The organism is Pyxidicoccus sp. M15 (assembly GCF_056858435.1).
On the sequence record NZ_CM166495.1, the window covers coordinates 2,891,960 to 2,905,809 of the forward strand.

Here is a 13,850-nt window from a genome sequence, read left to right on the forward strand (position 1 = left end):
GGGCTCATGTCCTGGGGCGCCGCTCTATCTTCGCCGCGGCCACGTACGCGGCAGCCCCATCAGGGCGAGGAGATTCAAACGGTCGAGGCAGCAGATCATACGTTTCGACGCTCCGAGCAGGCCCTGGCGCGTCCGCGCTCACTTCGCGGGGCGAGCAGGTCTCCTTGAACGGGATGAGCCAACGAAGTGGAAAACGATGCAGGGAAAAGCGGCAGTGCCCTCATCACCCTCCAGGCGTCGGGGTCGCCGTTCCCTCCGCGGGCTCGTTGTCCGGGTAGCCAACCCCCATGCCGTTGAAGTTGGCCTCCTCGTGCGTGCTGCTCACGTGGGTCTCATAGCCCTCCGCTCCCGCCATGACCTCGCCGATGAACGGGGCCGTGTAGCTCTGCGTGAAGACGACGACGTCGGGCCGCGCGTCCTGCGGCTGCACCGCCAGCCAGTCGGCCAGCACCCGGTCGACGTCCACGACGTCCAGACCGCCCTCCTCGGGAGCCGTGTTGGCCTCCAGGGTGGAGTCCAGCAGCAGCAGGCGGTCCGCCGTCAGCGAGGCGGGGTCCGCCAGGACGGAGAGGGCCAGGGCCGCGCCTCCTCTCGAGTGGGCCGACACGACCCGCTCACTGATGAGGGGTGCCTCGCCATCGCCGGCCGCCGCGCTCAGGGCGTCCTCGACGGTCTGATTCACGTTGATGCCACCGTTCAGCCGCCAGCCACCGTGGCTCGCGGCGTCCCTCTCGAGGGAGACGGTCTCCGGGAGGACGAAGATGGGGTCCGGGTCCGTCGAGGCCCAGATGGAGTCAATCGTCCTCGTGGTCTCCGCGGTGTCCGGCTCGGCTCCCACGGGAGAACCAATCCCGTGGTAGTGGGTGTGCACGGGGCGGGCGACGCTCGGGTCGTAGTCCGGCGGGACGAGCACCATCACCGGCTGACCCCCATTGCCCTCGCTCGTCGTGAGGACGATGCGCGGCGGCTCGGCGCGGCCCGCCCACTCCCGATAGACCGGATTGGCGAGGGCCCTCTCGGCGAGCTCCACGTACGGGCGCAGCTCCGGGTCGGCGCGCATCTGTCCGAGGACCTCGTCGGCCCGGGCGGGGTCGAGGAAGAGCTCGTTCAGCTCGAGCGGCGCGGTGCGCGGGTCCACCGAGGGCGTCTTCGTCGGAGCAACCGGGGTTGAGCCGTCCGCCTGGTAGACACCTCCCGCTCCGCCGCCGAGCTTGAACGCATGCTGCCCCGAGAGGAGCAGCCGGGACGCGGGCACGCCCTTGTCCGAGCCCACCGAGGTGTCGGAGCGCGCGACGTGCTGGCGCGCGCCTCCCATGTCCACGCCCCTGGACCGCGCAGCGTCCGAATAGCTGTCCGTGCGCTTCGCGGCCGGTGGCGCGGGCGGCGGGGGAGGAGGCTGAGGCGCCGGGGGCGCCTGGACGGCCTTGGGCGCGGCGGGAGTTGGAGCAGGCTGGAAGAATGGCAGCTTCGAGATGGTCATGGCGGCGGACCTCCATGCGGCGGAAGCGGGTTCGTGCGCGAAGTGAGACAGCGTGTCTGTGAACAGGAATGTCGCACGAAGCGGCGCCGCGGGTGCCGTCGGGTGGCGATATTTAATTCGGCTTAATCCTCGTTAATCGCTGGCGCGCGTAGGGTGGCGGCGCTGACAACCCGAGGAGTCGAACCATGTCGAAGAAGGTCTTGCGTCCGCTGTTCCTGGGTGTGCTGGTGACCTGCGCCTCCGCCTGTGGCGTGGACGTGCAGGAGGAGCCGTCCGCCGCCGCCTCGGAGGACCTCGGGGCCGCGGAGCAGAACATCTGCCCCTTGGGCAGCCCCATCAGCACCTGTCGCAAGTACACGGGCAGCGGCACCACGGACCCCAACTGCGCCATTCCGGCTCCGTACGTGTGGGTCTATTCGGATTGCAACCAGTACAAGGCGGTCTCGGGCTCCAGCACCTACTACTACAGCAAGGACTGCCTCCCGACGCAGAAGCGGGTCTGTGGTAGCAGCAGCTCGGTTCCGCCCACCGCGTCGTGCCTGCAGACCTGCTAGCAGGCCTGGCCATCCGGGCGCCGGGGATGCGTGTCACCCCGGCTGCCCGGAGCCCATGATGGACCCGCCGCTTTCGCAGCGAGTCCCAGCTCACGAGGTTGCTGCACGGGCCCCGGCGGGCGGGCGATTCTGGAGCAGCCCGTGGGACTTACGGGGTCGGCAACCTTTCCAGGCTCCACACGGTGCCGGTGCCGGTGGCCGCCGCGTTGACGCCCTGGGCCGCGTCGGTACGGTTCAGGTAGTCCCCCTTCACCGACTTGAGCTTCACCTTGCCGCTGGCGAACTCAGGAGTCCACGCGTTGCCGGTGGCGCCGGTGGCCGCCGCGGTGATGGCCTGGGCCGCGTCGGTACGGTTCAGGTAGTCCCCCTTCCACGACTTGAACAGGTACTTGCCGTCCGCGGCGCACTCCAGGGTCCACTCATTGCCGATGCCGGTGCCCCAGGTGGTGACGGCCGGGGCACTGTCCGGCCGGTGCAGGCCGTCCATCTTCGACGACCGCAGCACCACCTTCTTGCCGCACGCGGCGAGTTCGACGGTCCACTCATTGCCAATGCCGGTGCTCCAGCTGGTGACGGCCGGGGGGCTGTCCGGCCGGTGCAGGCTGTCCCCCTTCGACGACCGCAGCACGAGCTTGCCGGCGGTCGTGAATGCATGCGCCCACACGGTGCCGGTGCCAGTGGCCGCCGTGGCGACGGTGGCGCCCTGGGCCAGGTTGGTACGGTTCAGGTAGTCCCCCTTCGTCGACTTCAGCTTCACCTTGCCGTCCGTGGTGCACTCGGCGGTCCACGTGTTGCCGGCAGCGCCGGTGGCCGTCGCGGTGATGGGAATGGCCGCGTCGGAACGGTTCAGGTAGTCCCCCTTCCACGACTTGAGCTGGAGCTCCATACCACAATAGGGGAAGGGCGCCGGAGCGGCCATGGTGCTGGTGGGGGCCTGGCCGAGCGCATTGGCCAGCAGGACGGTAGCAATGGAAGCGAGCATCATAATCAATTCCTCACATCAAGGGCTGGTATCTGAAAGGGTTTGAACCTGGGACTCGCGCCTGCGAGGACTGTCTCGTCGGCGTGCTCTGCGGTTGTCTTACAGCAAGCGGCAGGCCAGACCCTTGGAGCCATGTGTCAGAGGAGAGGCAGGGTGACGGAGACGGGGCTCGAGGCCATGGACACGCTTCGCTGACGTGTCCGCGAAGCGGGCTGACGTGTCAGCGCTCTGGGCGTTCGACTTCCAGCGCCCCACGGGTTCGCGGCGCGGCCGGAAGCGAGCACGCTTCCCACTGGCCCCCATCTTGCTCATGGCCGCGGGGCGCTCGTGACGCTATCGCTCGCGAGCGCTCCCCGAATCTGTGAGGAACACATGAGGATTGCTCTTCTCACCGCGCTGCTGCTCACCACCACCGCCGCCCACGCCCAGCCGTCCATCGTCGTCAATGGCAGCTTTGAGGAGCCCCAGGTCGGGGCCGCCTTTGGCATCCTCCCCACCCTCCCTCAGTGGCGGACCGTCTCGGGTCCCGGGATCGAGGTCCAGTCGAACAGCGTGGGCTGGAGCGCGCGGGTTGGCACCCAGATGGTGGAGCTCGACTCGACCGCTCCCTCCTCGATAGCGCAGGCTCTGACCACCCGCGCCGGCGGCGTCTATGAGCTCAGCGTCTCCTTTTCGCCCCGGCCCACCGTGGCCGACAACCGCATCGGCGTCTACTGGAACGGCCAGCAGGTCGCCGTGCTGGACGCGAGCGGCGTGGGCTCCAGCAACACGAACTGGCAGCGCTTCACCTACCGCGTGACCGCCACCGGCACCTCCACCGAGCTGCGCTTCGCGGACCTCAGCGTCGCGGACGCGCTGGGCGGGCTCATCGATGACGTCAAGGTCATCCCGGCCGAGGAGCTGTGGCTCGACGCCCAGAGCGCAGCCCCTGTCTCCAGCCAGACGGTGCTCGAAAAGGGCAAGACCTATCGCGTCACGATGCAGGGCACGTTTACTGTGTGGGGAAACAACATCGACGCTGGCTCGAAGTCACTCCAGCCGGAAGCTGCGCCCATGTTTCCGAGCCCCAAGGGAATGACCCGGAACGTCGGCGCCGACCCCGAGTTCATCTTCGCATGGTCCAAGGACCATACCCTGGAGAAGAGCCCGCAGCCTGCACCCGTGAGAAATATCATCATCCAGGTCAGCCTGGACGGGGGGAAGACCTGGAAGCACCCGGCCACCCCGGACTCCTTCAGCGCGACGGAGCACAAGTACACCTATGAGCTGATGGGGGACGGCAACACGCTGCAGGTTCGCATCAACGACAAACCTCTCGCCGACAACTTCGGGCGCTTGCAGATCTTCTTGCTGCCCGGCGCATGAGAGCGGAGGGAGGAAGCCCGCGGCACTTCGAACGCGCCGCAGGTCGGGGGCTTTCTCAGCGAGCCGGCACTGCCTCCAGCGGAGCCGCAGGCAGACCGTGCGGACGGCAGGGAGCTCGTGGGCGTCGGGGTGACTCCGCACGTGAAGGTCACCCCGCGCGTGAGCGACTTCCGCGCGGGACGCGACACCGTGCTGGACACGGCGGTGCGACTGCTGCGCGAGAAGCACTGAGCAGCACCGCTGCTACTCCCCCGGCGCGGCGAGCTGCTTCCTCAGGGTCGCCTCGTCGACGAGCCCCCAGCGCTCCATGAGCCTGCCATCCGCCGAGAAGCGCAGGAGGTCGAGCACCGTGTACGAAATCGCGCGGCCCGTCGGCGCGAAGCCCATGAACGGACCGCGATGGGTGGCGCGCGTCGTCACGCGGCAGGCGACCTTGTCACCCTCGGCGAGGATGTCCTCGATGACGAAGCTTGCATCCGGCAGCGCGGTCCGGAGGCCCGCGAAGGCTTCCTTGATTCCCTCGCGCCCCGGCTTCATGTCCGGGTCCGGGTTGTGGTCGACGGCGTCGGGCTGGAGGACCTCGTCGAGGAGCGCGACGTCGCCGGTGCGAATCGCTTCCTCGAGCACCGCGTAGAACCGGCGCGCGTGGGCCTTGGAGTCGGTAACCATGGGCGCACTCTCGCCCGGCCACATCCGCGCACGCCTGGAAGGTGAAGGCGGTATTCACATTCCAGACACAGTGCCGGTAGACGACCACGTCCTGGTCAGGGCCGTAGGCGCCCTGTTGAGGGCGGCACAGCTTGGGGGAGCCGTAGCCGGTCCCCCTTCGCCCGTGGCCGTGTCATCAACAGCTCGCGGTTCTCTCAGAGCCAGGGCGGCGGCCACGGGAACGGCGGCACGCAACCGTCAGGAGGAAAGGTGACCACCGTATACGCGCCCCCTTGCAGGGTGCTGGGGGAGTACGCGGGGGTGATGTCCTTCGCCGCGCCCGCCACGGGGCAGGAGCGGGGATCGACGCTCGTTGGCCGCGCGAAGGGAGTGCCATAGAAGGCATTGCCTTCGATGGTGGTCGGGTCGCTCATGCCGCTCGCGGCGATGAGGATGTTGGAGTTGGTGAACAGCGATGAATTGCCCGTGCCGTTGTACCGGACCACCGCGCCGCTGCCGTAGTTCGCGTAATCCCCAAACCATGGGCGCGTGCCAACCGAGAGCGCGATCTTGATGTAGCCCCGCGCACTGGTCCAGATGGTGTTGTGTTCGACCCGCGTGCCCACGAACGAGTAGAAGACGCGCTGGCCGGGGGTGGGGGCCGGGAGCGGATCCAGGACGATTCCGCCTCCGGCGGCGTTGCCCGCACTGAAGACGGTGTTGTTCGCGATCCGCGAGTGCTGCGCCAGGGTTCCCTCGGGCCGATAGAGCACGATGGCCACGTCCGTCAGGTCCACCAGGGTGTTCTGGGTGATCTGCGCGTTGTGGTAGGCGACGCTGATGCCATCCTGCGTGTAGCTGTTGTCCGGGCTGGCATACGCCGTGACGAGGTTCTGCGTGATGTCGGCGGTGTAATCCCCCGCGCAGGAGGGGTAGGTGCCGACTTGCGAGGCCCCTGCGACATACAGGTTCAGTCCGCCCGACGAATCTCCGAAGCGGTTGGAGCTGATGGTCGAATCACAGAAGGCCACGATGTTCGGTGCGTTGGCGTCCCGGATGCCGCTCGGAGGGAGGATGTAGCCGAATTCCGTCCGCCGGCCATCCACCCAGACGTTCTTGAGCACGGCTCGGGCCGCGACAGTCACGAGAGGCGCGTTGAAGCCAGCGGCCCGCACGATGCGGCCCATCTCCGCATAGCGACGAGCTGGGGGGGCTTCCGCCGTCATCAGGACCACGTTGCTCGGAACCCTCAGCGTTTCATAGACGCGGACGACCGCGCGGCGGCTCAAGGTGACGATGCCTCCACCACTCTGCGCCTTGCTGTCCAGGAGGAGCTGGAGTTGGGCGCCGGTGCCTCCCGCGAAGTCCGCCACCCCCTCGGTCGGCACGGCGAGCACGGGATTGGAGCTCCACCCAGAGCGGGTCGCGCAGTAGCTGCTGACCTTCCCCGCGAACTCGGAGCTCTCGAAGAGCGTGTCGACCACGGTGGCCCAGGGCGTCCCGGCGGTGAGCTGCTGGTGGTAGAGGTTGAAGCCCGCGCTGTCCGGCTCGCGATTCAAGGCGCCGCGATAGAGGGTGATGAGCTTCGCGGCGTGGCTGTAGTTGAGCCCCGCGTATTCGCTGGAGGTGTAGATGGACTTGCCCAGGCTCTTCATCTGCGCCGCCGTGCAGCCGCTCAGGAACGGATTCGTCACCGCGTTCCATGATTCTTGGTCCGGAGCTCGGCCCAGGGCCTCCGTGTAGATCTTGGCGATGTACTGGGCCGGAACGTTCTCCGGGCCTGCGATGGCCTGCGTGGGAAGCGCGCCGAGGATGAGGACAGCGAGTGTGGATAGCCGCATGTACCGGGTCTGCCGAGCCTGAATCACTCAATACCCCTTGCGTGTGAGGTTGCGCGCGCAAGGTATCATGGCGGCCTCGAAGCGCTGCCAGGCGGCATGGAGCACGGCGCGCGCTCGAGCTCCGGGGTGCCGCCCGGACTCAACGCGGCTCGAGCAGCTTCGCCTGGCCGTCCTTGGACATGGCTCCCACCTCGGCTACGCCTGCCGAGTCGATGTCATACACCACGAGCCCTGCGGAGTAGGTGTACAGGAGGAGCGTCCGCCCATCCGCGCTGATGTCATGCATCTTGTACAGACTGTGGATCTCCAGCTCGCGCGTCGTGTCGGAATCGAGGTCGTATTCGAACAGCCGCTCGCCGCCATCCACGCGGTCGCGGCCCTTGTGGAAGTACACTGTCCGCCGACGCGCGTTCGCCATGAGGAATTCGCCCGTGTAGCAGTCACCGTCGAGGGCGTGAAAGGCCTGCTCCTCGCCGGTGTTCAGCTCGACGCGCCGGTACGTGCCGGGCTTTGATTCATCGCAGACGCCGTATTCGGGATGCTCCGACCCTGCGCGGAAGAAGACCAGCGTCTCCCCGAGCACCAGGGCCGTCCCCATCTTGCTGCGCTCCAGGCGCAGCGGGCGTGCGACCTTCCACGGCTTGGTGCCCGTCGGGTCCAGGGTGGCGAGGCGGACGCCAGCGCGCTCGTGCTTCAGGGCGGTGCGGTTCTCGCCGGGGACCAGCTGGTTGCAGGAGCTGTCGGTCATTCCGGGTGGGAGCAGGCGAAGGCCGCCAGGCTGGGGCCCGAAGCTCCAGCTCCACCACTGGCAGGAGGAGGAGTCGGACGTCATGACGAGCAGACGCGCACCGTCCTCCGTGAACGCCATGGGCTGCTGACCGATGAAGCGCCCGTTGGTCGTCCACGTCTCGGCGCTGCCGGGAGTCACGGCCACGACGCCCTGGCGGTCACCCAGGATGAGGAAGTTGCCCTCCTTGATGCGTCCTGCCTTGTCGGTGGGCGGGATGTACTCGCGACCGCCCACCTCCATGCGGACCTTGTGTTTCATGATGGAGACCGACACCGCCCAGCGCCCTGTCCGAGGGTGCACGGCGAGTCCCCACATGGAACACGGTTCCCGCTCGCGCAGCATCGAGCCCTGCTTGGGGCCCATGAGCATCCGGATCTCCGTGTCCATGTGACAGTCCGCGAGGAGTCGCGAGCCGTCCCTGTCCACGAGCGAGATGCTCCCCTTGTCCATGACAATCATCGGCACCGGGGAGACGGGAGATTCGGCCCCCGCCGCGGTCGCGAACGTGGCAGTCAGCGCGGTGAGCAGGAGTGCGGTTCGTGAGGTGCGGAGCATGGCGATGATGACGGGCACGTCGGTCCGGTATTCATGGGGAGGGCGAGACGAAGGCCGTGGTGGACACCGCCGTCGGATTCCTCAACGAGATGGCGAAGCTGGCCCGGAAAGGCACGGCCCGGAGCCCTTGAGCTGAGCGTCCGCTCCGGCCTGCCTTGCACCGTCGTCGCAGCGGGCTTGAGCGTGCCGCAGTCGGCCTTGAGGACACGGCCCGGGCGAACCCAGCGACGCGCGGGCCCGCGCGTGCCGCCGCGGCACACGGTGAACGCGGCGAGCGCTTCCACCAGGGCCGTCTGCAGCTCCAGGGGGCTCGTGCCCGCCCAAGCGGCCCAGCCAGGCAGCAGGCCGCAGGGGTGTGGGCGTGCACCCCAGCGGGGGCCTTCAGGGATGCCAGCACCCGCCGACGCCCTGCACACCGAGAGCCGGCGAAGACGTCCAGCGCTTTACGTGCGGCGCAGCAGCCCGGCCCCAGCCACTCGCCGCGTCCGCTCCTTCTTCGCCTCCACCTTCGCCGCCACCTCAGGCGGTGGGCTCGCCTCTCGTGGCTTCGGCCCTGCCCACGTTTGGGGGCGATGCTCATGCCACAGGAATCGCTCCTCTCAAGTGTCCGCGCAGGGGTGGGGCCTGTGACACGAGCCGCTACAAAGGCGCCTGTTGCGTGAGGTGAGGGGTTACAGGCAGGGCCCCGAGCTCGCCATCCACGTCCTCCACGGGACGCGGCGGGTCTTGTGGTCCTGCTGCAATTGTTTGTCCATGTCAAACGCCGTCCGTTGACATCGCAGAGTGACGCGCAATAGACGGGCTGCCACCGATGGGAGGACAGCAACATGCGAACCGTGTGGAAGGTGGTGGCCGCGTTCACCGTCCTGGTGGCGACAGCTTGCCAGGTTGACGTCGAACCGCGTGACGGCGTGCAACAGAACGAGGGTGTCACCGGTGTCGTGGGCCAGTCGGTCGGGGCCACGGCGCCGCTCGGCAATCATGAGGGCATCTGGGCGAACGTCTCCACGAGCCGCTACTACAGCGAGGGCTGGACGTGCGACCCCGACGGATGGGCGTCGCCGGTTGTGATGCACTTCTACATGGACGGCACCTACGCGACGGGAACCTTCGCGGGAGGTGTCTCGGCCAATCGCTCACGGCCCGACGTCGTCAATGTCTGCGGCGGCACGACGATGCACGGCTGGCATTGGGACATTCCGGATGACCCGCGCTGGCAGCACGGTACGCACTCGCTCTACGGCTACGCGTACAACGACAACGACGCCGGTCCGAACCCGATGCTCGGTTCGCCGTCATTCACCTACTACAAGATCAGTGGCAACGTGGGGGCGGCCGGCGTCACCGTGTCGGTCGGCCCGCGTTCGGCCGTGTCCGACGCCAGCGGCAACTACACCATCTATAGCCTCGTTCCGAACACGTGGACGCTCACACCGTCCAAGGCGGGCTGCACGTTCTCGCCGTCGTCGATGGCGGTCACCGTTGCGCCTGACGGACTGAACAAGAACTTCACCATCAATTGCGCTGGCTCCAGCACCTATTCCATCTCGGGCAACGCGGGCACCGCGTCGGCGACCCTCACCGCCACCGGCGGCTACTCGACGTCCGCGGATTCGAGCGGCAACTACACGCTCAGTTCACTCCCGGCGGGCACGTATACGGTGTCGCCGTCGAAGCCGGGCTGCACGTTCTCACCGGCCTCGCGCACTGTGAGCGTCGGCCCGAACGCGAGCGCGCAGGGCTTCACGGCCTCGTGCTGGAGCGGTCCGGCCGTCACCGTCACCTCCGACGCCGAGCGCAAGGAAGTTCGCATCTGCCCGCAGGACGGCGGCACCTGCGCCGAGGGCGTTCCGCTCTTCCTTGCGCTCAACGAGCAGACGGACGACATCAGCAAAGGCATTTGGGGCGACTTCGACACGCAGCTCGCGGCGATGGATTCGCATCTCTCCGGCGTTGCCGGTGCGCTTCCCATCGTCGAGGTGTCCCTCCTCAACACACAGACGTCCTCCCTGAACGAGCTCATCTCGCACCTCAACGAGATGGCGAATCCACCGTACCTCCTGGTCCGGTGGTTCATCGAGGCGCCAGGCAGCGAATACCTCCGCGGTGTGAACATGGCGGGTGAGTACGACAACCAGACGTATTTCGATGTCAACGCGGCATGGCTTGCCGCGGCGAAAGCCGAGGTCCAGAGCGTGCTTGGGCACCTCGATCGGAACTACCCGGGCAAGGTCGCCGGCTTCATGCCGACCTTCCTCACGAGCGGTGAGTGGTTCCTCGAGCCGCAGACCGCCGATGGCGGCGGCGCGGGTTCGCCCGCACCGTGGTGGCCCGCGAGCATGGCGAGCTTCTATTACCCAACGGTCAGCAACACGGCGAGCTCGGAGTTCTGCGCGTGGAGCGGGCTCCCAAGCGACCTCGTGACGGGCTGTCGCGTCCCGACCCTCGCCGAGCGCAACGGCGGGGTCTCCAACGGCTCAACGCTTCCGAGCTTCGTGTTGGACCCGACCCACCTCAACTCCAAGCGCGCGGCGTACTTCAACCAGCACCAGTCCATTCGCATCGCGAGCGCGATCCGCGACCTGTGCGGCACGGCCAAGACGCTCTCCGGAAACCGCATCCTGACCGTCGCGTTCTATGGCTATCTGTTCGGTCGTGAGTGGAACCTTCCGGCCAGCGGTCACCTCGGGCTGAAGACGCTGCTCGCCAGCAATTCGGTCGACGCGATTGCGGCGCCGCTCAGCTACCCGTGGGGACGCGATACGGGCGAGCCGTTCATCCCGCAGGGACCGATGGACTCGGCGAACATCCACGGCAAGCTGTGGATTCACGAGGACGACACCCGCACGGTCCTGACGCCCGTGGGCGCCGACCACAGGTTCGCGGTGACGGTCGAGAAGACCCAGGCGCTTCTCCGCCGCAATGCAATCGCGACCGCCATTCACGGCAACGGCCTCTACTGGTTCGACCTCAATGGCGGTTGGTTTGGCGATACGGACCGCACGGGTGAGACCAACCAGATATGGGACGCGCTCGCCGACGTCGTCGCGCAGGCGAACCGCGTCTCGACGAACGTGACGAACCCGGTCACCTCGCAGATTGCGGTCTTCGTCGACGACCTGTCTCCCGCGTACATGCCCGCCATCAACCCGGCGGGTGAGTCGACCTACGACTACGGGAACAGGGTGTATGGCGGTGCCCTCGACACGATTGCGCGCATCGGTGCACCGTTCCGCGTCTACCGCCTCGATGACCTGCAGAGCGGCAACTTCCCGGCATCGAGCATCAAGCTGGCCATCTTCCTCAACACCTTCAATGTGACGGCGGCGAACCGCACGGCCATCACGAACAAGCTGAAGGTCGCGGGCAAGACGCTGCTCTTCATCCAGGGGGCGGGTTACCTCAACGGCGATTCCGCCCCCTCGGTGAACAACATCACGAGCCTCACGGGCATCACGACGTTGCTCGGGACGGGCACGCTCCTGACGCTGCAGACCGCCCCGGCGATGACCGCCAGCTCCAACTACGGCCTCGAGTACCCGATGACCCCGTGGTTCTATTTCGATGGGACGTCGACGCCCCTCGGGTCGTACGTCTACGACATGGCGAAGCCCGCGCTCGCGAAGAAGGTCTTCACCGTCACCGGCGGCAGCTACACGGTCATCCACTCCGCCTCGCCGGGGCTCACCAGCGCGCTCTATCGCCAGTTCGCGAGTGAGGCGGGCGTGACGCTGTTCACCACTCCCGGTGACATCGTCGAAGCACGCGGCAACACGCTCATGGTTCACGTGAAGACCGCGGGCATGCGCACGGTGACGCTGCCATTCACACCCGCGCAGCTCTACCTGAACACCGGCACGGGTGAGGTGCCGTGCTCGCCGCAGTCGGCATGCCTGACGCGCTACTTCAACGACGACGACGTCGCCGTGTACCGGTGGCAATGAGGTAGGGAGCCCACGGCCCGGTGCTCAAAGAGACCCACCGGGCCGTGGGGCTTTTGGCGCCCGCCGACGGACCCGCCCTCCCGTCAGCCTTCAGCTGGGGGCATCGGGTGCGGAGGCGCGGGCGTCGTCCGGCGTGAAGACAGTCCGCCGGGATGGCACCCTGCCGGTGGGCCTACTCGCCCACCGACACGTAGCGGTAGTCCTCGTCGAAGTCGCGCTGGTGGCCCGCGCTCACATGCGGGCCCAGCGTCGCCAGCTGCTGCTGCCCTTCGGCGCTGAGCGTGTTCTGGCTGACGTCCAGGCGCTTGAGGTGTGCGAAGGCCGAGGCGTTCTTCGCCAGGGCGCGCGCGCCCTCGTCGGACATCGTCCCCATGGACAGGTCCAGCGTCTCGAGCTGCGGGAGCACCTCCGCCTGGGGCAGCGCATGGCAGAGCGCGTCGGTGAACTCGGAGTTGCGCAGGCCCAGGTGCTTGAGGTGGGGCAGCCCATTGCCGTGGAGGATGGATTGGATGTCCTCCACGCCGCCCGCGGCCCCGTAGTTGGCGTCGCCAAACCAGACCTCCAGCCGTTCCAGCTTCGGCCACCTGGCATTGGCGATGGACTTCACCGCCGACAGGGGCAGGCCGCCCGTTTCGACGGTGAACTCACGCAGCTCCGGCAGGTCGATGTCGCCCAGCGCCAGCGCGGCCCCACGCAGCCGCAGCGAGCGCAGGTTCTTGAGTTGCTTCAGGAGGGCTGAGACGTCATTGAGGGGCGACCAGGAAATCTCGGCGTCGTCCCGGCTGAAGTCGCCGATGAACAGGCGCTGGAGTGTCTTCGCGCCGCCTGGCCGGGTGAGGGTCTTGGTGAGGGACTCGATGACGTCGCTGTAGTCGTTGTCCCCGCCGAAGCCGGCCAGGCCGATGGTGAGCTCGCGGAGGAGGCGCGCCGCTGGGTGGACGAGCAAGGCCTTCACCACCTCCGCCACGTCGGCCATGAAGCCGTCTTCCTTCTGGCCCACACGCGCCGAGCGGATGAAGCCCAGGTGCCACTCCACCTGGAGGCCGTCCTCCTCCTGCACCTCGGCCAGCCGCTTTCCAAGCAACGTGGCCCTGTGTTGATCGAGGAAGTCATTGACCTGGTTCTTGAGCTTCGTGGCCTCGTCACCGCGAGCCTGCATCATCACGTGCTGGAGGGTGATGAGCTCGCCGCGTGGGTCCTCCTTGCCCTGGAGCCAGTCCGCATAGACGAGGTAGGCCTCGTGGTTGTCAGGGGCCGCGAGGATGGCGGCCTCCAACTCCGGGTTGGACGCGCTCTTTCCGCGCGCGTCGTCACGGGAGGCTTTGGCGGCGCCCTCCTTGCCGGCCATCACGTAACCCCGCTTCTCCTTCTCGATGATGAGCTTCTCGTAGGCATTCCAGGCCGCCATGGGCGAGGCAAAGGTCTGCGTCTTCGACTGTCCCTCCGTGCCGATGATGCCCCAGCGCGCGGTGCAGCTGCTTCCGGAGAGGGTGATTTCCCAGAACTTGCCCGTGCTGCCTTCCTTGAACTCGAACCGAGGCATCAAGCGTCCTTCGCGCGCCGAGGTGGCGCGCCCGGCCGCGACGCTAGAAAAGCCCTCCGCCGTGTTCAACCGTCAGAGGCGCCCAGGTCTCCCAAGGGGGGCAGGGGAACACCTGCTTCAGAGCGCCCTTCGTCCACGTCCACGAGCC

The 13,850-nt window shown here is 67.4% G+C and carries 9 protein-coding genes; 3 read left to right on the forward strand and 6 right to left on the reverse strand.

All coding sequences use genetic code 11. From position 1 onward, the window contains the following. Positions 1 to 223: 223 nt before the first annotated feature. Positions 224 to 1,480: a hypothetical protein gene (locus tag ACX9TP_RS11745; protein WP_482979796.1), complete on the reverse strand. Its 1,257-nt coding sequence runs from the start codon at positions 1,478 to 1,480 to the stop codon at positions 224 to 226. A 185-nt stretch (positions 1,481 to 1,665) separates the two neighbouring features. Between ACX9TP_RS11745 and ACX9TP_RS11750 the strand changes: the two genes are divergently transcribed. Then, entirely contained in the window at positions 1,666 to 2,034 is a 369-nt protein-coding gene (locus ACX9TP_RS11750) for a hypothetical protein (protein WP_482979797.1), read from the forward strand. 148 nt (positions 2,035 to 2,182) lie between these two features. Here ACX9TP_RS11750 and ACX9TP_RS11755 read toward each other — a convergent pair whose 3' ends face one another. After that, positions 2,183 to 3,019: a hypothetical protein gene (locus tag ACX9TP_RS11755; protein ID WP_482979798.1), complete on the reverse strand. Its 837-nt coding sequence runs from the start codon at positions 3,017 to 3,019 to the stop codon at positions 2,183 to 2,185. A gap of 369 nt (positions 3,020 to 3,388) precedes the next feature. Between ACX9TP_RS11755 and ACX9TP_RS11760 the strand changes: the two genes are divergently transcribed. Continuing rightward, on the forward strand, positions 3,389 to 4,381 hold the full coding sequence (locus ACX9TP_RS11760) for a DUF642 domain-containing protein (RefSeq protein WP_482979799.1): 993 nt from the start codon (positions 3,389 to 3,391) through the stop codon (positions 4,379 to 4,381). Between the two features lie 243 nt (positions 4,382 to 4,624). On the opposite strand, the gene ACX9TP_RS11765 is transcribed toward ACX9TP_RS11760, so the two are convergent. From ACX9TP_RS11765 to ACX9TP_RS11775, 3 genes are all read right to left on the reverse strand, one after another. Further along, the gene (locus tag ACX9TP_RS11765) at positions 4,625 to 5,050 is read right to left on the reverse strand and encodes an ester cyclase (RefSeq protein WP_482979800.1); all 426 of its coding nucleotides are present in this window, start codon (positions 5,048 to 5,050) and stop codon (positions 4,625 to 4,627) included. 194 nt (positions 5,051 to 5,244) lie between these two features. After that, positions 5,245 to 6,870 carry a DUF4214 domain-containing protein gene (locus ACX9TP_RS11770; protein WP_482979801.1) on the reverse strand — a complete coding sequence of 542 codons (1,626 nt, stop codon included), beginning with the start codon at positions 6,868 to 6,870 and terminating at the stop codon, positions 5,245 to 5,247. Positions 6,871 to 7,009: 139 nt separating this feature from the next. After that, positions 7,010 to 8,233 carry a hypothetical protein gene (locus ACX9TP_RS11775; protein ID WP_482979802.1) on the reverse strand — a complete coding sequence of 408 codons (1,224 nt, stop codon included), beginning with the start codon at positions 8,231 to 8,233 and terminating at the stop codon, positions 7,010 to 7,012. Positions 8,234 to 9,042: 809 nt separating this feature from the next. On the opposite strand from ACX9TP_RS11775, the gene ACX9TP_RS11780 reads away from it, so the two are divergent. Then, positions 9,043 to 12,159 (forward strand): MSCRAMM family protein, encoded by a 3,117-nt coding sequence (locus ACX9TP_RS11780; protein WP_482979803.1) that lies wholly within the window; start codon positions 9,043 to 9,045, stop codon positions 12,157 to 12,159. Positions 12,160 to 12,331: 172 nt separating this feature from the next. Here the strand turns inward: ACX9TP_RS11780 and ACX9TP_RS11785 are convergent, their stop codons facing one another. Then, entirely contained in the window at positions 12,332 to 13,702 is a 1,371-nt protein-coding gene (locus tag ACX9TP_RS11785) for a WGR domain-containing protein (protein ID WP_482979804.1), read from the reverse strand. Positions 13,703 to 13,850 lie beyond the last annotated feature (148 nt).

Excerpts from the sequence above, each read along its gene's own strand:
- ACX9TP_RS11745 (WP_482979796.1), bottom strand. The coding sequence starts at position 1,480 with ATGACCATCTCGAAGCTGCCATTCTTCCAGCCTGCTCCAACTCCCGCC.
- ACX9TP_RS11750 (WP_482979797.1), top strand. The coding sequence starts at position 1,666 with ATGTCGAAGAAGGTCTTGCGTCCGCTGTTCCTGGGTGTGCTGGTGACC.
- ACX9TP_RS11755 (WP_482979798.1), bottom strand. The coding sequence starts at position 3,019 with ATGATGCTCGCTTCCATTGCTACCGTCCTGCTGGCCAATGCGCTCGGC.
- ACX9TP_RS11760 (WP_482979799.1), top strand. The coding sequence starts at position 3,389 with ATGAGGATTGCTCTTCTCACCGCGCTGCTGCTCACCACCACCGCCGCC.
- ACX9TP_RS11765 (WP_482979800.1), bottom strand. The coding sequence starts at position 5,050 with ATGGTTACCGACTCCAAGGCCCACGCGCGCCGGTTCTACGCGGTGCTC.
- ACX9TP_RS11770 (WP_482979801.1), bottom strand. The coding sequence starts at position 6,870 with ATGCGGCTATCCACACTCGCTGTCCTCATCCTCGGCGCGCTTCCCACG.
- ACX9TP_RS11780 (WP_482979803.1), top strand. The coding sequence starts at position 9,043 with ATGCGAACCGTGTGGAAGGTGGTGGCCGCGTTCACCGTCCTGGTGGCG.
- ACX9TP_RS11785 (WP_482979804.1), bottom strand. The coding sequence starts at position 13,702 with ATGCCTCGGTTCGAGTTCAAGGAAGGCAGCACGGGCAAGTTCTGGGAA.